The sequence below is a fragment of the Methylomarinovum caldicuralii genome (assembly GCF_033126985.1).
Lineage (GTDB): Bacteria > Pseudomonadota > Gammaproteobacteria > Methylococcales > Methylothermaceae > Methylohalobius > Methylohalobius caldicuralii.
This window is the reverse complement of sequence record NZ_AP024714.1, coordinates 1602387-1619819: the sequence shown is the minus strand read 5'-3', so window position 1 is coordinate 1619819 and position 17433 is coordinate 1602387. Positions and strand designations below refer to the sequence as shown.

Genomic DNA, 17433 nt, shown 5'->3' with positions numbered 1-17433 from the left:
CGGCGACTTTGAAACCGCCGCCCTCGTCCCCAAATCCGTACAGATGACACCACGAAACGGAGGCGGCCATGGGTGACGACAAAGTCCCCCGATCGAACCGTTTTCTTGATAATCTGAAAGCCATTCTGGAATCGTTGCAAGGGATCGGACCGATGCGCAAGAAACCTGAAATCGAGATCAACAAGCCGGGAAAAGGCCCGTTCTGGCAGGATCCACGCTACAACTGGATCGCCTACCTCATCCTCGCCGTTCTGCTGCTGTCGCTGATGCAGAACTTCCAGCAGATGCGCGAGGTGGAGATCCCCTACAGCCAGTTTCTCCAGTACGTGGAGGCGGGCCGGGTGGACAAGGTGGTGGTCAGCGACAAGAAGATCACCGGTCTGCTCAAGCCTGAGGAACCCGAGGGCAGACCCCGGCCTTTCTTCACCGTGCCCCTGTGGGACGCCAACCTGACGGAGCTGCTGCAGAAGCACGGGGTCGAATTCGTGGTCCGCCCCGAGACCACCAACTGGATCGCCTATTTCTTCTTCAGCTGGTTCCTGCCGCTGCTGCTGCTGTTTTTGCTGTGGAGCTGGATGGCCCAGCGCATGGCCGGCGGGCGCAATTTCCTCAGCCTCGGGCGGCGGGCCAGGATCTATGCCGAGTCCGACGTCAAGGTCAGGTTCGACGACGTGGCCGGCTGCGAGGAGGCCAAGCAGGAGCTGAAGGAAGTGGTCGAATTCCTCAAGGATCCCAAGAAGATCCAGCGCCTCGGCGGCCGTCCACCCAAGGGGGTGCTGCTGGTGGGGCCCCCGGGAACCGGCAAGACTCTGCTGGCGCGCGCCGTGGCCGGGGAGGCCGGGGTGCCGTTCTTCAGTATTACGGGGTCCGAGTTCGTGGAAATGTTCGTCGGGGTCGGCGCCGCCCGGGTCCGCGACCTGTTCGAACAGGCGCGCCAGAAAGCCCCCTGCATCATCTTCATCGACGAGATTGATGCCATCGGCCGGGCGCGCGGTGCCTCGCCCATCAGCCACGAGGAGCGCGAGCAGACCCTCAACCAGCTGCTGGCGGAGATGGACGGTTTCGACCCCGCCGCCGGGGTGGTGGTGATGGCGGCCACCAACCGTCCGGAAATCCTCGACAAGGCCCTGCTGCGCCCGGGGCGTTTCGACCGCCAGATCGTGGTGGACAAGCCGGATCTGGCCGGCCGCGAGGCGATCCTCAGGATCCATACCCGCAACAAGAAACTGTGCCCGGACGTGGACCTGCACGTCATCGCCCTGCGCACGCCGGGCTTCGTCGGCGCCGAGCTGGAGAACGTCTGCAACGAGGCGGCGATCATCGCCGTGCGCCGGGGTCACGACTGCATTGCCATGGAGGACTTCGAGGCCGCCATCGACCGGGTCGTGGCCGGGCTGGAACGCAAGACCCGGGCCCTCTCGCCCGAGGAGAAGGCGCGGGTGGCGTTCCACGAATCGGGGCACGCCATCGTCGCCGAGATCGTCCCCACCGGCCAGCCGATCCACAAGGTGTCGATCATTCCCCGCGGCATCGGCGCCTTGGGCTACACCCTGCAGCTGCCGGTGGAGGAGAAGTTCCTGGCCACCGAAGAGGAGCTGAAGGACCAGCTCGCCATCCTCCTGGGCGGCCGCAGCGCCGAGGAAATCATCTACGGCAATGCCTCCAGCGGGGCCCAGAACGATCTGGAGAAGGCCACCGAAATCGCCCGCAACATGATCTGCTATCTGGGCATGAGCCGCAAACTGGGGCCGGCCACCTGGGGCCAGCGCCAGCAGCTGGCCTTCCTGGAGGGCAACGTCCAGGAAGTGCGCAACTACAGTGAGGAAACCGCCCGTCTCATCGATGCCGAAGTCAAGGAATTCATCGACGAGGCCCACCGGCGGGCGCGCACGATTCTGGAGGAACGGCGTGCGGCGCTCGATGCCCTGGCCGAGCGGTTGCGGGAGAAGGAGGTCCTCGGCGGCGAGGAGGTCAAAAAGATCATCGAGGAACATTCCCGCGCCGGCGGGTGAGGAGGCAAGGTGGATAAGGCACTGCAACAGCGGCTGGCGGCGGTCGTGGACGGACTCGGGCTGGCGCGGACCCGCCGCCACCTCTTTCTCTGCTGCGACCAGAGCACCCCTAAGTGCTGCAGCCGGGAAGCCGGGCTGGAATCGTGGGACTACCTCAAGCGCCGTCTTGCCGAGCTGGGACTGGCCGGCCGCGGCGGCATCCAGCGCACCAAGGCCAACTGTCTGCGGGTCTGCCTGGCCGGTCCCGTCGCGGTGGTCTATCCCGACGGGGTCTGGTATCACAGCTGCACCCCGGAGGTGCTGGAACGCATCATCCAGGAGCACCTGATCGGGGGGCGGGTGGTGGAGGACTACTGCTTCGTCCGCCCCGACAGCGGTGCGTAGCAGGAAACGCTGCGTTTCCTGGGTTCGGGAGGCTTCGGGCCGCGGGTTTGACCTGGATCAAAACGCCCCGCCTGGGAACGGCTAGACTGTTTCTCAAAGCCTCCTTTCCTGTCGTGAAACAGGACCTTTCAGCCATTTATCCTCTGGGAAGGGTTTGAGCGGGTGCCACGTGCCCCGCTCTTTTTTTTTGCCCTGCCGGGGTGGCGGGGCTTCATTGTCCGGTCTAGGCTTTTGTGATGTAATACCAAGAGTTTGCCTCGGGTCCGGGGCGCTGTTTTCTTACATCAACTCCATCTTCTAGCAGGCTCGAAATCTATGGCGATAAAAATCAAAAAAGGATTGGACCTGCCTGTCGCGGGGGAACCTGAACAGAAGATTTACGAGGATGGGGGTGCGGTCAAATCGGTCGCCGTCATCGGCCCGGATTTCATCGGCCTCCGTCCCTCGCTTCAGGTTCAGGTGGGGGACCGCGTCAAGCTGGGACAGCCGCTGTTTCTGGAAAAGAAGCATCCGGAGATCAAGTTCACCGCGCCCGGCGCCGGCACCGTGACCGCCATCCACCGCGGCGCCCGCCGGGCGTTGCAGGCGGTGGTCATTGAGCTCGACGGCGACGACGAGGAAACCTTCAACGCCTACAGCGCCGACGCGCTTCCGGAGCTGTCCGCCGCTCAGGTCAGGGAGAACCTGCTCAATTCCGGTCTCTGGACGCGGCTGCGCACCCGGCCCTACAGCAAGGTGCCCGTGCCGGACACCGAGCCTCATTCCATTTTCGTCACCGCCATCGACACCCATCCCCTGGCGGCCGATCCTGCAGTGGTGATCGCTGAGCGGGCCGACGATTTCCGCAACGGTCTGACCGTGCTCGCTCATCTGACCCAGGGCAAGGTTTTCGTCTGCAAGTCGCTGGCGACGGACGGTTTCCCGGCGGTGGCGTCGGAAAAGGTCGAAGTGGTCGATTTCGAAGGTCCCCATCCGACCGGTCTGCCCGGCACCCACATTCATTTCCTCGATCCGGTGAACGCGGAAAAGACCGTCTGGCATCTGGACTACCAGGCGGTGCTCGCCATCGGTGCCCTGTTCACCACAGGGCGTCTCAACGTCGAAAAGGTCGTTTCCCTGGCCGGGCCGATGGTCAAGCGCCCGCGCCTGCTGCGGACCCGCGTCGGTGCCAATCTTCACGATCTGACCGCTGGGGAGCTGGCGGAAGGGGAGGCGCGCATCATTTCCGGCTCGGTCCTGGGCGGACGCCGCGTGCGCGACTGGTCGGCCTGGCTGGGCGCCTACCACAACCAGATCAGCGTGATCGAGGAATATCACGAACGCGAGCTGTTCGGCTGGATCGAGATGAAAGGGTCGGACAGGAAGTTCTCGATCCTCAACGTCTTCCCGCTGCAGCGGGAAAAGCCAAAGAAGTATCGGCTGACCTCGGCCCTGTTCGGCAGCCCCCGCGCCATCGTGCCCATCGGGGTCTACGAGCGGGTGATGCCCCTCGACATTCTGCCGACCCAGCTGCTGCGGGCGCTGGTGGTGGGGGACACCGATACCGCCCAGCAGCTTGGCTGTCTGGAGTTGGATGAGGAGGATCTGGCCCTGTGCACCTTCGTCGATCCCGGCAAGCACAACTTCGGTCCGGTCCTGCGCAGGAATCTAACCCAAATCGAGAAGGAAGGCTGATGTCAAAGACACGCGAATTCCTGGACAAAATCCATCCGCTGTTCGCCAAGGGGGGCAAATACGAGAAGCTGTATCCACTGTACGAGATGGTGGATACCTTCCTGTATTCGCCGGCGGACACCACGCCCGACCCGGTCCACGTGCGCGACGCCATCGACCTCAAGCGGGTCATGGTGTACGTCTGGCTGGCGACATTCCCGGCCATCTTCATCGCCTGCTACAACACCGGCTATCAGGCCAACCAGGCGATGCAGGCCATGGGGCTGGAGACCATCGCCAACTGGCGCGGGCCGATCATGGACATCTTCGGCTACAACCCGTCCAATCCGCTGTCGTGTTTCCTGCACGGGGCGTTGTACTTCTTCCCGGTCTATATCGTGACCTTCGTGGTCGGTGGGCTGTGGGAGGTGCTGTTCGCGGTGGTGCGCAAGCACGACATCAACGAGGGCTTCTTCGTCACCTCGATTCTGTTTTCCCTGTCGCTGCCGCCGTCGATCCCGCTGTGGATGGTGGCGCTCGGGATCACCTTCGGGGTGGTGCTGGGCAAGGAAGTGTTCGGCGGCACCGGCAAGAACTTTCTCAACCCGGCCCTCACCGGCCGCGCCTTCCTCTTTTTCGCCTATCCGGCCTTCATGAGCGGGGACACGGTGTGGGTCGCGGTGGACGGCTACAGCGCCGCCACGCCGTTGGCTCTCGGCGCCGCCGGGGGCTTGCCGGCGATCCAGGAAGCCGGTTATTCCTGGGGACAGACCTTCTTCGGCTTCATGCCCGGTTCCATGGGGGAAACCTCGGTGATCGCGATTCTGCTGGGGGCAGCGTTCCTGCTCTACACCGGCGTCGCCAGTTACCGCATCATGGCCGGGGTGCTGATCGGCGTCATCGCCACCGCATTGCTGTTCAACCTGGTCGGCAGCGACACCAATCCCATGTTCGGCCTGCCGTGGTACTGGCATCTGACCCTGGGCGGCCTGATGTTCGGCCTGGTGTTCATGGCCACCGACCCGGTCAGCGCGGCGATGACCGATACCGGCCGCTGGATCTTCGGGATCCTCATCGGCGTGATGACGGTGTTGATCCGCGTGGTCAATCCGGCCTTCCCCGAAGGGACCATGCTGGCGATCCTGTTCGCCAACATCTTCGCACCGCTGATCGACTACTTCGTGGTTCAAGCCAACATTAGAAGAAGGGCCAAACGTTATGTCTGAGAACACTCAAGCTACCAGCCAACTGGCGGAAAAATGGCAGGTCTGGCGGGCGAAGGCCGAGGCCTATTACCAGCGGCTCCTGTCCCTGCCCAACGACAGTTTCGAAAAAACCCTGGCGGTCGCTTTCTGGCTGTGTCTGATTTGCGCCGTGGTGGTCTCCTTCGCCGCCGTGGCCCTCAAACCGCTGCAGGAAGCCAACAAGGCCGCCGACATGAAGCGCAACATCCTCGAAGTCGTCGGCCTCTACGAGCCGGGTATGGATGTCGATGCGGCCTTCAAACAGTTCGAAATCAAGGTGGTGGATCTCAAGCGCGGCGATTTCGTCGAGGATATCGATCCCAACACCTACGACATGCGCAAGGCCGCCCGGGACCCGAAGCTGAGCGCGCCGGTTCCCAAGGAACGGGACATCGCCCAGGTCAAGCGCAAGCCCAAATACGCCACGGTCTATCTGCTCAAGGACGAAAACGGTGAGCTGAAGGCAATCGTGCTGCCGGTCTGGGGTTACGGGCTTTGGTCCACCATGTACGGCTTCCTGGCCCTGGAGCCGGACTGCAACACCGTCATCGGCATCAACTTCTACGATCAGGGGGAAACGCCGGGTCTCGGTGGCGAAGTGGTCAACCCCGCCTGGCGCGCCCTGTGGAAAGGCAAGAAGGTTTACGATGAAAGCGGCCAGCCGGTGCTGCGCCTGGTGAAGGGCAACGTCAGTCCTGACCAGCCCGGTGCCGAATACATGGTGGACGCCCTGGCCGGCGCGACACTGACCAGCAACGGGGTCAGCAACCTGATCCGCTTCTGGCTCGGGGAGGACGGCTACAAGCCGTTCCTGGACAAATTCTGCGGCAAGCTTTGAGGAGAACAGCCATGAGTGACGAAATTCAGGCAGTGGAAGAGGAAGAATTCGATTTCGAGAAGGTGAAGCCGGTCCTGGTGGAGCCGCTGGTGGACAACAACCCCATCATCATGCAGGTGCTGGGGATCTGTTCCGCCCTGGCGGTCACCTCCCAGCTATCGACCGCGCTTATCATGAGCATCGCCCTCACCTCGGTGGTGGCCTGCTCCAACACCGCGATCTCGCTGATCCGCAACCACATTCCGGCGAGTATCCGCATCATCGTGCAGATGACCATCATCGCCTCGCTGGTGATCGTGGTGGACCAGATCCTCAAGGCGGTGGCCTACGACATCAGCAAGCAGCTGTCGGTGTTCGTCGGTCTGATCATCACCAACTGCATCGTCATGGGCCGGGCCGAGGCCTATGCGATGCAGAACCCGCCGCTGGCGAGCTTTTTCGACGGCCTCGGCAACGGTCTGGGTTACAGCCTGATCCTGATCACCGTCGCCACCATCCGCGAGCTGTTCGGCTCCGGCAGTCTGCTGGGAAAGGAGATCCTGCCGCTGGTGAAGAACGGCGGCTGGTACGAGCCCAACGGTCTGCTGCTGCTGCCGCCGAGCGCCTTCTTCATCATCGGCCTGCTCATCTGGGCGGTGCGGAGCTGGAAGCCGCAGCAGGTGGAAGCGCCTGAATTCAAGATCCTGCCGGCAGACGGGGAGGTGGCGTGATGGAAGGTCTGATCAGTCTGTTTGTCAAATCGGTCTTCATCGAAAACCTGGCCCTGGCGTTCTTCCTGGGGATGTGCACCTTCCTGGCGGTGTCCAAGCGCATCGCCACCGCCATCGGCCTGGGGATCGCGGTGATGGTGGTGCAGACCCTGACCGTGCCGGCCAACCATCTGATCCACGCCTACCTCCTCAAGGAAGGCGCGCTGGCCTGGGCCGGGCTTCCCGACGTGGATCTGAGCTTCCTGGTCTATCTGGCCAGCATCGGCGTGATCGCCGCCATCGTCCAGATTCTGGAGATGGTGCTGGACCGCTTCTTCCCGGCCCTTTACAACGCCCTGGGGATTTTCCTGCCCCTGATCACGGTGAACTGCGCCATCCTCGGCGGCAGCCTGTTCATGATCGAGCGGGAATACAACCTGGCCGAGAGTGCGGTGTATGGATTCGGCAGCGGTTTCGGCTGGGCGCTGGCGATCACCGCCATGGCCGGCATCCGGGAGAAGCTGAAATACAGCGACATCCCCGCCGGATTGCAGGGACTTGGGGTCACCTTCATCACCGCAGGGCTCATGTCGCTCGGCTTCATGGCCTTCTCGGGAATTCAGCTCTAAATTAGGGAAAAGACAACATGTTGGAGATCATCTTAGGCGTATTCTTCTTCACCGTCATCGTGCTGGCGCTGGTGATGGTGATTCTCGAAGCCAAGAAGCATCTGGTGCCCCAGGGGGATGTGGAGATCGTCATCAACGACGAGAAGACGGTCAAGGCTCCCGTGGGCAGCAAGCTGCTGATGGCCCTAGCCAATGCCGGCTTGTTTGTGCCGTCGGCCTGCGGCGGCGGCGGCACCTGCGGCCAGTGCCGGGTCAAGGTGCTGGAGGGGGGCGGTGATCTGCTCCCCACCGAGGCCAGCCACATTACCAAGCGCGAGGCCCGTGAAGGCGAGCGCCTGTCGTGCCAGGTGACTGTCAAGCAGCCCATGAAGATCGAGGTGCCGAAGGAGGTCTTCGGGGTCAAGAAGTGGGAGTGCACCGTGCGTTCCAACAGGAACGTGGCTTCCTTCATCAAGGAACTGGTCCTCGATCTGCCGGAAGGGGAGACCATCGATTTCCGCGCCGGCGGTTACATCCAGATCGAATGCCCGCCGTACCACGTCAAGTTTTCCGAGTTCGACATCGACGAGGAATACCGCGAGGACTGGGACAAGTACGATCTGTGGAAGCTGGAGTCCAAGGTGGACGAGCCGGTGGTGCGGGCCTACTCCATGGCCAACTTCCCGCTGGAAAACGACATCGTCATGCTCAACGTGCGCATCGCCACCCCGCCGCCGGGGCTGGACGTGCCGCCGGGCAAGATGTCGTCCTACATCTTCAGCCTCAAGCCGGGTGACAAGGTCACCATCTCCGGGCCGTTCGGCGAGTTCTTCGCCCGCGACACCGACAACGAGATGGTCTTCGTCGGTGGCGGGGCCGGGATGGCGCCGATGCGTTCGCACATCTTCGACCAGCTCATCCGCCTCAAGTCCAAGCGCAAGATGACCTTCTGGTACGGTGCCCGCAGCCTGCGCGAGGCCTTCTACATCGACCACTTCAACAAGCTCCAGGAAGAGCACGACAACTTCAAGTGGTTCCTGGCGCTGTCGGAACCGAAGCCGGAAGACAACTGGACCGGCTACACCGGCTTCATCCACGAAGTGCTGTATGAAAACTATCTCAAGGATCATCCGGCCCCGGAAGACTGCGAGTACTATCTCTGCGGTCCGCCGGTGATGAACGCCGCGGTGATCAAGATGCTGACCGATCTCGGGGTCGAACGGGAAAACATCCTTCTGGACGACTTCGGAGGCTGATCCGAGCATGGTCGGGCATCGTTTGCGGGGAGCCTTCGGGCTCCTCGTTTTGTTTCTGCTGACCGCCTGCCAGCCGGCGCCGCCCCAGGTCCGGTTCGCGCACCGCGGCCTGGTGATGGGGACCACCTTTTCCATCAAGGCCACCCGTCTGCCGGATGGGGTCGATGCCGGGGCGTTGCGCCGGGGGCTGGACCGGGTATTGACCGAAGTGGATGCCACCATGTCCACTTACCGGCAGGACTCGCCCCTGTCCCGTTTCAATCGCAGCGCCAGCACCGACTGGCAGCCCGTGCCGCCGGCGCTGGCCCAGGTGGTGGCCGAGGCGCTGCGGGTCAGCCGCTGGAGCGACGGGGCCTTCGACATCACCGTGGGACCGTTGGTGAATCTGTGGGGCTTTGGCCCCGACCCGCGCCGCCAGGAGCCGCCGTCAGCGCAGGCCGTTGCGGCCGCCAAGGCCAGGATCGGTCATGACAAGCTGGAGGTCCGTCTCGATCCGCCGGCGCTGCGCAAGCGCATCCCGGATCTTTATGTGGATCTCTCCGGTATCGCCAAGGGTTTTGCAGTCGATCAGGCGGCCGGCTATCTGGAAAGCCAGGGAATTTCCGATTACATGGTCGAAATCGGCGGTGAGGTTCGGCTAAAGGGTCAGAGCCCCCGGGGCGGTCCCTGGCGCATCGCCATCGAAAAGCCGGTGCCAAAGGTGCGCGAGATCGAAAAAGTCCTCAGCTTGACCGACATCGCCCTGGCCACCTCCGGCGACTACCGCAACTATTTCGAGGTCGGCGGCAGGCGTTTCTCCCATACCATCGATCCGCGCACTGGCTATCCCATCGCTCACCGTCTGGTATCGGTGACGGTGTTGCGTCATACTACGATGGAAGCCGACGCCCTGGCCACTGCCTTCATGGTGCTGGGGCCGGAGGCAGGCTTCGCCAAGGCCGAAGCCGAGAACATGGCCGTGCTGTTCATCGTCAAAGAGGACGACGGTTTCGTGGAACGGCCCACCTCGGCCTTTCGCCAATTCATCAAAGGAGGTGCATCATGATGACCCTGTTTCTCGTCACATTCGCCGTCATCGCCGTCATCGTCGGCATCATGGCCATCGGAGTAATGTTTGGTCGTCCGGCCATCAAGGGCAGCTGCGGCGGCGTCGGTGGTGGAGAGTGCCTGTGCGCTCGGGGCAAGAAGGGCTGCGATACCGGTCTGCCCGGGGATGCCAAGAAAGACAGTCTGCAGGCCTGATCGGGGGGAGCTGTCATGTTGAGGAATATCGCCGTCCGCGACTACATGGCCACCAATCTGGTGACCTTCACTCCGGAAACCGGCGTCTTCGACGCCATCCGCCAGCTGCTCAAGCACAAGATCACCGGCGCCCCGGTACTGGAAAACGGCAAGCTGGTCGGTTCGTTTTCAGAAATGGACTGCCTGCACGTGGTGCTGGACGCCGCCTATCACGAGCAGATGGGCGGCAAGGTGGGCGAATACATGAACAGGAATCTGGTCACCGTCAGCCCCGACGACAGCATCATAGAGGTGGCCGAGCGCTTCCAGAAGTCGCTGCTGCGGCATTTTCCGGTGGTGGAAGACGGCAAACTGATCGGTCTGATCAGCCGGGTGGACGTGCTGCGGGCCCTGGTCAGCCTGTACTGAGCGGGGGCCGCCTCGTCAATCCGCCGCCCGGGCCTGTTTGGCCCGCCAGCGCTTCCAGGCGCCCCAGAGCAGCACCAGGACAGTCAGTGCCAGCGGCACCCCCAGGATGTTGATCAGCTTCAACCGGGTGCCCAGAGATTCGATTTCCTGATTGTACTGGTGCTGCAGGCGCCTAAGTTCCTTGCGAATTTTAAGCCGTTCCTGCTGGAACTGGGCGATGGCCTGTTGTCTGGCCGCATCCAGCGGCGCATTCTTGCCTTCGTCCGTTTTCATTTGCGCCAGCTTGGCCTCGGTCTGCTGCAGTTTCTGCTGCAGTTCCTCCACTTTGGCCTGGAACTGGCGCTGGGCCTTGGCGCGCAACCGTTCCACCACCTCGAAGGGACGCTCGTAGCGGCCGCGGCCGCGGATGCCGATGAGATCCGGATTGCCGGTCAGGTGGTCGCTGGCGTTGATGAGAAAGCTGCCGTTGTCGGCGAAGGGAACGACGGTACGGTTGCCGTCGGGGCCGGTTTCGATCCGGGCCCACAGGCGGTTGGCAAGCAAATCGGTGTCGCCCACCACGATCAGATGCGCCGGGGTGGTGCCGCTCTTGACCGGTTGCCCGGAAACGCCTTCTGGTGCCTCCTGGAAGGCGCTTTTCAGCCTGCCGTCGATCTGGGCCGCCAGCACGAACGGCTTGCCGCCGGGCTTGAAGGCCTCCATCAGCATGTTGGGATCGAACAGATAGTCCAGGGCGGCGGCGGGAATCAGCATCGACTCGGGGCTGGAGTGGAGCAGGGGGGTGAAGGCGATTTTCGCATCCGGCAGTTTACGCAGGGCCCCGGCGGAGGACAACACCAGTTTGTCCAGATGGGCGAGGAGGGGGGTGTCGGCCATCGCCGCCTTGTCCAGGGTCAGCAGCCCCAGGTGGCGCGCCGGTTTGCCTCCCCCCACGGTGACCCGGGAGGCGTAGCGGTCATCGCCGACGAAGCCCTTCGACGTATGCTCGAAACCCCAGGCCCGGAACAGGGGGTTGAGGTCCGAGGACTTGACCCGCCCCGGCTGCACGAAGGCCGGCGGGCCGTCCAGTTCCGCGTAAGGATCGACGAAGATCAATGCCCGGCCGCCCTTGACCACGTACTGATCGACGGCATACAAGGTTTTGGGAGGGAAACCCTTGGGATGGATCAGAAGCAGCAGCTCGGTGCCGGCGGGAATCTGTTCGAAGTCCCTGGGCAGCCAGGTGACGTCGTAGAAGCGGCTGAGGGACTCCAGCGCCACCCACGGTGGCTGGGGCTGGCGGTTGAAGGGGTTGATGCCACCGCGCACCAAAAGGTCCGGCTCGGCGTAGATGGCCAGGCGCGGGCGGTGGTCGCGGTCGAGTTCGACCAAAAGCTCGCTGACGTCGTACTCGAGCCAGTTCTCCCGCTCGCGGTTGAAGAAGGGGATGACTGCGGTCTTGTCGCCGCGTACCGCCGCCAGGCCGAAATACACCGGCGGGCTGCCGGGGGCCAGCGCCGCGCCGCGCAGCCCACGGGCCACCGCCTGGTCTTCTTCCTCCGAGAAAGGCTGCGGGTCGATGACCTTCAGGGTGATGCGGCCGTCGCCGAGGCGCCGGTACTCCTCCAGCAGGGCCCGCACCCGGCGGGCGTAATCGCGCAGCAGCGGCATGTCGCGGCTGGCGCGGTCGGAGAAGTAGAATTCGAAAGTCACCGGGCCCTTCAGATGCTGGATGATGTGGCGGGTGCCGGGCGACAGAGTGTAGAGCTTGTCTTCGGTCAGATCCAGGCGCCAGTCCGGCAGCCGGGCCAGCGCGGCGAGGATCGTCAGCGTCACCAGGGCGATCAGCAGCAGCGCGAACGGTCGGCGCATGGTGTCAGGCCTTCTTTTGTTCGATGACCACGGCACAGGCGGTTAGCCAGGCGGCGATCATCACGGTGAAAAACAGGATGTCCTTGAGATCGAGGACGCCGCGGCTGATGGCGTGGAAGTGGGTCAGGAAACTCAGGGAAGCGATGCCGTCCACCAGCCAGCCGGGAGCCCAGCGGTAGAAGGCGTCGAGCACCACCGGGGAACCGGCGGCGGTGAAGGTGAAACACACCACCCCGGTGAGAATGAAGGCGATCACCTGATTGACCGTGGCCACCGACAGGCACTCGCCGATGGCCAGATAGGCGCCGGCCATCAGCCAGCTGCCCAGGTAGGCGGCCAGTATTATACCGTTATCTGGATCGCCCAACCAATTGGCCGTCAGCCACAGCGGGAAGGTCAACCCCAGGGCCAGGGCGGTGAAGCCCCACGCGGCGAAGAACTTGCCGAGCACCGCATCCCGCAGCCGCACCGGCAGGGTCAGCAGCAGCTCGATGGTGCCGCTCTTGCGCTCCTCGGCCCACAGGCGCATGGACACCGCCGGAATCAGGAACAGGTACAGCCAAGGGTGATAGTCGAAGAACGGCTGCAGATCCGCCTGCCCCCGCTCGTAGAATCCCCCCAGATAGAAAGTGAACACCCCGCTGAGGATCAGGAACATCACCAGGAACACGTAAGCCAGCGGGGTGGCGAAATAGCTGGCCAGTTCACGGCGGCAGATGATCCAGGTCATTATCTTACTTATAATAGCGATGACTGAAATATCTTATCAGGTAGGAATAATGCAGTCGATCCTTACCAGCAAGGGCCAGGTCACCATCCCCAAAAGCATCCGGGATGCCTTGAAAATGGCCCCGGGTGACAAAATTGAATTCATCCTGCGCGATGGCGAGGTGATTCTGGTCCCCTTGCGTTCAGCCCGTTCTCTCAAAGGGATGCTGCCGGCGCCAGAGCGCCCGGTTTCCCTGGAGGAGATGGAACAGGCAGTCGAACAGGGGCGGGGGAGGGCATGATCTGCATCGATACCAATGTTCTGGTCCGTTATCTGGTGCAGGATGACCCCGAGCAGTCGGTATTGGCCAACCGCCTGATCGATGGGCTGAGCGCTGAATGTCCCGGATTCATCGCGCTATTGACATTGGCGGAACTGGTCTGGGTTTTGCGCCGGGCTTACGGTTACCGGCGTGAGCTGATCCAACAAGCGCTGGCCGCCATCCTGACGACGGTGGAATTTCATATCGAGGATCGGCCGCTTGCTCTGGCTGCCCTGCAGGCTTATGAGAACGGGTGCGGCGATTACGCGGATTGCCTGATCGTCCATGGCGCCCTGAGGGCCGGTTGCGAGACGATTTATACCTTTGACCGCAAGGCAGCCCGGCATGCCGGGTTTCGATTGCTGGCATAGCGGGAGTCAAGCGTTCTCCTGCTCCCCGATCGATTCGACCTGCGCTTCGGCAGCAGCCGGTCGCCCCCGGCTTGAGAGCGGTTCGAAACCGGTCAGCCGCTGGAAGACTTCATCCAGCCGTCCCCGTTCCACCGTCAGTTCCTCTACCTCCAGGCGGCGTTCGGCGATGAAGTTGCGCACCCTGGGATAGAGATCGACACCTGCCTCGGGAATCAGCCAGCAGCGCCCGGGGATGCGGGGGTCGTGCTCCACGCCGGCCAGTCCCGGCAGCAGGGCCAGATCGGGCGGCAGGCCGCCGCATAGCTTCACACACACGGCGCCGTGGTAGCGGGAGCGCCGTTCCAGATCCGCCGGGGTTCCGTCGGCCAGGATGCGGCCGCGGGCGATGATCAGGGCGCGGGTGCAGACGGCGCTGACTTCCTCGAGGATGTGGGTGGAGACGATGATGAGGGCGTGGCCGGACAGTTCCTGAATCAGCTGACGGACCTCGTGTTTTTGGTTGGGATCGAGCCCGTCGGTGGGCTCGTCCAGGATCAGCGCCGGCGGCCGGTGCAGGATGGCCTGGGCCAGCCCTACCCGGCGCTTGAAACCCTTGGACAGGGTATCGATGGGCTGGTGTAGCACTTTTTCCAGCGCCAGCCGCTGCACCACCTCGTCGAGGCGGCGGCGCTTGTCCATGCCCTTCAAGCCGCGGACCGCGGCGATGAAGTTCAGGAAGGCGAGGGGCGTCATTTCCCCGTAGGCCGGCGCCCCCTCCGGCAGATAGCTTAAGTTTGCCTTGGCCTGAAGCGGCGCTTTGCGGATGTCGTGGCCGAACACCCGCACCGTGCCCCGGTCCGGATGCAGGAAGCCGGTGATCATCCGCATGGTGGTGGTCTTGCCGGCTCCGTTGGGGCCGAGGAACCCCAGCACCTCGCCGGGCTTGACGGTGAAGGACAGGTCCTCCACCGCCACGAAATCCCCGAAGCGCTTTTGGAGACGGTCAATTTCAATGGTCATGATCTTTGAGGAAGGTGAGATAACGCTTTTCAATGGCGGTGAAGAGAAAACCGAGGCCGATAACCAAGGCGATCAAGGCAATCACCAACCAAAACAATACCGGAAGCAGAAGGGTTGCTGTTTCCAGTTGGCTTCGGGTCAGCGTGCCCTGACGCAGGGTTTCGGCGACAAATAGGGGGTTGGCCAGGAAGGGGACCCGGAACCAGATCCAGACCCCGAAAGCGCCCAGTCCTGCCAGCAGCCCAGTGGCCACGATAGGCCAGGAAGCCACCAGGCGCCTTCGCCGGCTGAGGAAAGCCTGATCGTTTTCAGAAAGCATATGGATTATGGCATATATGTTGCGATGAAGATCGTATCACTCAACCACTTCTTGAATGACGGGTTGTCGCTGAACTGTTTGAACAATTCCGTGTGGTCTGCCAGTAGCTCCAGGATGACCCGCTGCAATGCCTTGTCATGCTCGATGCGCGCGTTCTGTCTGTCTGAATGCTTTATGGCATTCTGATAGGCCGGATCGGCTGCCACCTTGGCCGGGATCTCCTCGGCGATCACCTTGCGGATCTTGTCAGCGTCTTTCCAGTCGATGTTGCCGAACTGATCGTTGAACGACTTGATGATGTTACTGAGCTGATCCAGTTCGGGTTCCGGCTTGAAGCCGCCACCGCCCGTGGGCACAGGCTCCAGTTCACCCTCCTCATCCACAAGCCCGATACGCAGGCTGGACTGCACCTCGACCCGGTAGCTGTCCATATCGATAGTCTCCAGGATGCCCTTGGAAAGGTCTTCTTCCTTTGGAGCAGGCAGCTTGGGAATCAGGAAATTGAGGAAGATTGAGTGTAAAGCCCCCGAATATCTGGCCACTGTTTTGCACAAAATTCATGCTGCCTCCGCGACTGGTTGGTACGCGGCGCGCACCTGGGCCGGGGTGGCATAGCCATGCCGTTGCAGCAGCCAATGTCTGTTGAACTGCTCCTTGAACGCCAGCAGCGCCTGCCGGAGCTCCTCGACGGTGTCGAAGGTCCGCACCCACAGCAGCTGCTCCTTTAAGGTGCGGATGAAGCGCTCGGCCACCCCGTTGCCTTCCGGGGCCCTGATGAAGCTGGGGCTGGATTCGATGCCCAGGAATCGGAGTTCCTGCTGGAAGGTGTGGCTCACGTACTGCGGACCATGGTCGTGCCGCAGCACCAGGCCGGTGGCGATGCCCTGGGACAGGGGGCCATAATGGTCCCGGATTCCCTGGTGAATGGGCTCCAGGGCCTCGAAGCGCGTCCCGGGTCGGGCGGCATGGATGCCGACCACATCGCCGACGAAGTGATCCACGGCCACGAACACGGTGGCCGTGCCCTCCCGGCGGGTTGCCACCTGGGTGGCGTCGGTGCCCCACATCCGGTTGGGAGCGTCCGGGATGATGGTGCCGTCATGGATGCGTGGACCCCGGTCGGCACCTGGGCTGTGTGGGGCCCTAAGACCACCCTATTACCCACATCTTCCCCCTTCTCATAGGAATCAATGTCTTATCCGTTTTCTCTGAGGGAACTTGATCTCGGCCGCCCGGATGGCGGTCACGGCCTCCACGTAGGCGCTCAGTTTGGTCATGCCCTGCCACAGGGCTTTGGGACCGGGCGGGGGATCGTTCTTGCGCCCCAGCCAGCCGCCAAAGCCGGCCACGATGCGGACGATGGTGCCCAAATCCGGCGGCGTCGCGGGCGGCGGGGTGCGATGGTGGATGGCCCAGGCGGTCTGCCATTCTTCGACAGAGAACACCACTTCACAGCACCACTCGGGATGTTCCCGCCCGAGCGTCATCAGCATCAGGATGCGCCAGGCGACGATCAGATACAGCACCAGGGCCCGTTCCAGGCGTTCCCGGGTGCGAAGTTGCAGGGCTTCGATGCGGCAGCCGCTTTTGAGGATGCGGAAGTAGACCTCGATCCACCACCGTTTGCGGTACCATTCGATGCGCGCTCTGGCCTGTTCCAGGGTGGTGATTTCTTCGTTGGTGATCAGGCACCATTCGACCGCTTCCTGGCCTTCGGGGGGCGCCTCTTCCCGGGCCAGGATGACGGTGACTTGGGGACCCGGGCCGCTTCGGGTCTTCAGTTCGACCCGGGCGAGCCGGATTGTTTGTGTGACCTGCCGGGCCGGGCGGTTGCCGCCGGCCGGCAGGTCAAAGGCGATCGTCCCCAACACCGGCTGGGCTTCGACCGCGGCCCGCAGTTTGCCATCGAGGGGGTCATTGAGCTTACGGTCGTGCTGCACCCGGATCAGGTAATCGGCGGCAAAGCCCAGCTGTTCGGCCCGGTCGATCAGGGCCCGAAGGTCACCTTCGCGGTCGGCGACATACACCAGCCGGGTCTCGGGCGCCAGGGCGGCCATCTCGGCCACCCGCTCATAACCTTCCACCCAACGCAGGCTTTCGGCCAGGTCCGGCTCCCCCTTGGGCAAACGCGCCCAGTGCCAGCAGTCGGTCACCCCCAGGGCCACGCCCGCCTCACTGATCACCAGTGTCGGATGCAGGTACAACCCCTGACGCTGCTCGTAATTCAGCCTTCCCAACCCCGCCATCGACGGCCACCCGGAATAATCCAGCTCGGTGGTGTCCTGCAGGCACAGCACCCGCGACTGCTGCCGGATCCGTTCCAGGGTCGGCACACTGTGGGCCCGCAACACCTCCCGAAAATCCAGCCTGGCATTGTCCAGCAGCCGGTAGGCCGCCTTGGTCTCCGCCCAGCCACCCCCGCAAACGTTGGGAACGCTCGCCATCGGATCGTTTGCCATCGCTTCTATCACCCGGCACAGCCGCCGGTTCAGGCGGGCATCGCCCAGCGCCAGGGAAAAAATTCTTGT

At 63.1% G+C, this 17433-nt stretch carries 19 protein-coding genes and 1 pseudogene; 13 read left to right on the top strand and 7 right to left on the bottom strand.

Translation table 11 applies throughout. The features are described from left to right. Positions 1-152: 152 nt before the first annotated feature. The 11 genes from ftsH (at position 153) to MCIT9_RS08240 (ending at position 10334) form a co-directional block, all read left to right on the top strand. Entirely contained in the window at positions 153-2012 is a 1860-nt protein-coding gene (ftsH, locus tag MCIT9_RS08290) for an ATP-dependent zinc metalloprotease FtsH (RefSeq protein ID WP_317704433.1), read from the top strand. 9 nt (positions 2013-2021) lie between these two features. Then, positions 2022-2396 (top strand): (2Fe-2S) ferredoxin domain-containing protein, encoded by a 375-nt coding sequence (locus MCIT9_RS08285; RefSeq protein ID WP_317704432.1) that lies wholly within the window; start codon positions 2022-2024, stop codon positions 2394-2396. A 315-nt stretch (positions 2397-2711) separates the two neighbouring features. Then, complete coding sequence (locus MCIT9_RS08280; RefSeq protein WP_317704431.1) at positions 2712-4070, top strand: Na(+)-translocating NADH-quinone reductase subunit A; 1359 nt, start codon at positions 2712-2714, stop codon at positions 4068-4070. After that, positions 4070-5275, top strand: a complete 1206-nt coding sequence (locus MCIT9_RS08275; protein ID WP_317704430.1) for an NADH:ubiquinone reductase (Na(+)-transporting) subunit B — start codon at positions 4070-4072, stop codon at positions 5273-5275. Before MCIT9_RS08280 ends, MCIT9_RS08275 begins: the two co-directional genes overlap by 1 nt. Then, a complete protein-coding gene (locus MCIT9_RS08270; protein ID WP_317704429.1) occupies positions 5268-6131 on the top strand; it encodes a Na(+)-translocating NADH-quinone reductase subunit C in 864 nt (287 codons plus the stop codon). The genes MCIT9_RS08275 and MCIT9_RS08270 overlap by 8 nt, the downstream gene beginning before the upstream one ends. A gap of 11 nt (positions 6132-6142) precedes the next feature. After that, positions 6143-6841: an NADH:ubiquinone reductase (Na(+)-transporting) subunit D gene (locus MCIT9_RS08265; RefSeq protein ID WP_317704428.1), complete on the top strand. Its 699-nt coding sequence runs from the start codon at positions 6143-6145 to the stop codon at positions 6839-6841. Continuing rightward, on the top strand, positions 6841-7449 hold the full coding sequence (gene nqrE / locus MCIT9_RS08260; RefSeq protein ID WP_317704427.1) for an NADH:ubiquinone reductase (Na(+)-transporting) subunit E: 609 nt from the start codon (positions 6841-6843) through the stop codon (positions 7447-7449). The genes MCIT9_RS08265 and nqrE overlap by 1 nt, the downstream gene beginning before the upstream one ends. Positions 7450-7466: 17 nt before the next feature. After that, positions 7467-8684 carry an NADH:ubiquinone reductase (Na(+)-transporting) subunit F gene (nqrF, locus tag MCIT9_RS08255; RefSeq protein ID WP_317704426.1) on the top strand — a complete coding sequence of 406 codons (1218 nt, stop codon included), beginning with the start codon at positions 7467-7469 and terminating at the stop codon, positions 8682-8684. Between the two features lie 7 nt (positions 8685-8691). Continuing rightward, positions 8692-9729, top strand: a complete 1038-nt coding sequence (locus tag MCIT9_RS08250) for an FAD:protein FMN transferase (RefSeq protein ID WP_317704425.1) — start codon at positions 8692-8694, stop codon at positions 9727-9729. Beyond that, positions 9726-9926 carry a DUF539 domain-containing protein gene (locus tag MCIT9_RS08245; protein WP_422880172.1) on the top strand — a complete coding sequence of 67 codons (201 nt, stop codon included), beginning with the start codon at positions 9726-9728 and terminating at the stop codon, positions 9924-9926. Before MCIT9_RS08250 ends, MCIT9_RS08245 begins: the two co-directional genes overlap by 4 nt. Before the next feature lie 15 nt (positions 9927-9941). Next, positions 9942-10334, top strand: coding sequence for a CBS domain-containing protein (locus MCIT9_RS08240; RefSeq protein ID WP_317704424.1), 393 nt, complete (start codon positions 9942-9944; stop codon positions 10332-10334). Between the two features lie 15 nt (positions 10335-10349). On the opposite strand, the gene MCIT9_RS08235 is transcribed toward MCIT9_RS08240, so the two are convergent. Together MCIT9_RS08235 and MCIT9_RS08230 are read right to left on the bottom strand one after the other, a co-directional pair. Further along, positions 10350-12185 carry a Gldg family protein gene (locus MCIT9_RS08235; RefSeq protein WP_317704423.1) on the bottom strand — a complete coding sequence of 612 codons (1836 nt, stop codon included), beginning with the start codon at positions 12183-12185 and terminating at the stop codon, positions 10350-10352. A 4-nt stretch (positions 12186-12189) separates the two neighbouring features. Next, positions 12190-12915 (bottom strand): ABC transporter permease subunit, encoded by a 726-nt coding sequence (locus MCIT9_RS08230; RefSeq protein ID WP_317704422.1) that lies wholly within the window; start codon positions 12913-12915, stop codon positions 12190-12192. Here MCIT9_RS08230 and MCIT9_RS08225 point away from each other — a divergent pair. Together MCIT9_RS08225 and MCIT9_RS08220 are read left to right on the top strand one after the other, a co-directional pair. After that, a complete protein-coding gene (locus MCIT9_RS08225) occupies positions 12902-13195 on the top strand; it encodes an AbrB/MazE/SpoVT family DNA-binding domain-containing protein (protein ID WP_317704421.1) in 294 nt (97 codons plus the stop codon). The genes MCIT9_RS08230 and MCIT9_RS08225 overlap by 14 nt on opposite strands. After that, a complete protein-coding gene (locus MCIT9_RS08220; RefSeq protein WP_317704420.1) occupies positions 13192-13587 on the top strand; it encodes a PIN domain-containing protein in 396 nt (131 codons plus the stop codon). Before MCIT9_RS08225 ends, MCIT9_RS08220 begins: the two co-directional genes overlap by 4 nt. A gap of 6 nt (positions 13588-13593) precedes the next feature. On the opposite strand, the gene MCIT9_RS08215 is transcribed toward MCIT9_RS08220, so the two are convergent. The 5 genes and pseudogenes from MCIT9_RS08215 to MCIT9_RS08195 form a co-directional block, all read right to left on the bottom strand. Continuing rightward, on the bottom strand, positions 13594-14586 hold the full coding sequence (locus MCIT9_RS08215) for an ABC transporter ATP-binding protein (RefSeq protein WP_317704419.1): 993 nt from the start codon (positions 14584-14586) through the stop codon (positions 13594-13596). Continuing rightward, positions 14576-14839: a hypothetical protein gene (locus MCIT9_RS08210; RefSeq protein ID WP_317704418.1), complete on the bottom strand. Its 264-nt coding sequence runs from the start codon at positions 14837-14839 to the stop codon at positions 14576-14578. The genes MCIT9_RS08215 and MCIT9_RS08210 overlap by 11 nt, the downstream gene beginning before the upstream one ends. A gap of 71 nt (positions 14840-14910) precedes the next feature. Continuing rightward, positions 14911-15336 carry a hypothetical protein gene (locus tag MCIT9_RS08205; protein ID WP_317704417.1) on the bottom strand — a complete coding sequence of 142 codons (426 nt, stop codon included), beginning with the start codon at positions 15334-15336 and terminating at the stop codon, positions 14911-14913. A 126-nt stretch (positions 15337-15462) separates the two neighbouring features. Next, positions 15463-16053: pseudogene (locus MCIT9_RS08200) on the bottom strand (transposase); the annotation flags it as partial. Between the two features lie 39 nt (positions 16054-16092). Next, positions 16093-17412, bottom strand: coding sequence for an IS4 family transposase (locus tag MCIT9_RS08195; protein ID WP_317706717.1), 1320 nt, complete (start codon positions 17410-17412; stop codon positions 16093-16095). Positions 17413-17433: the final 21 nt, after the last annotated feature.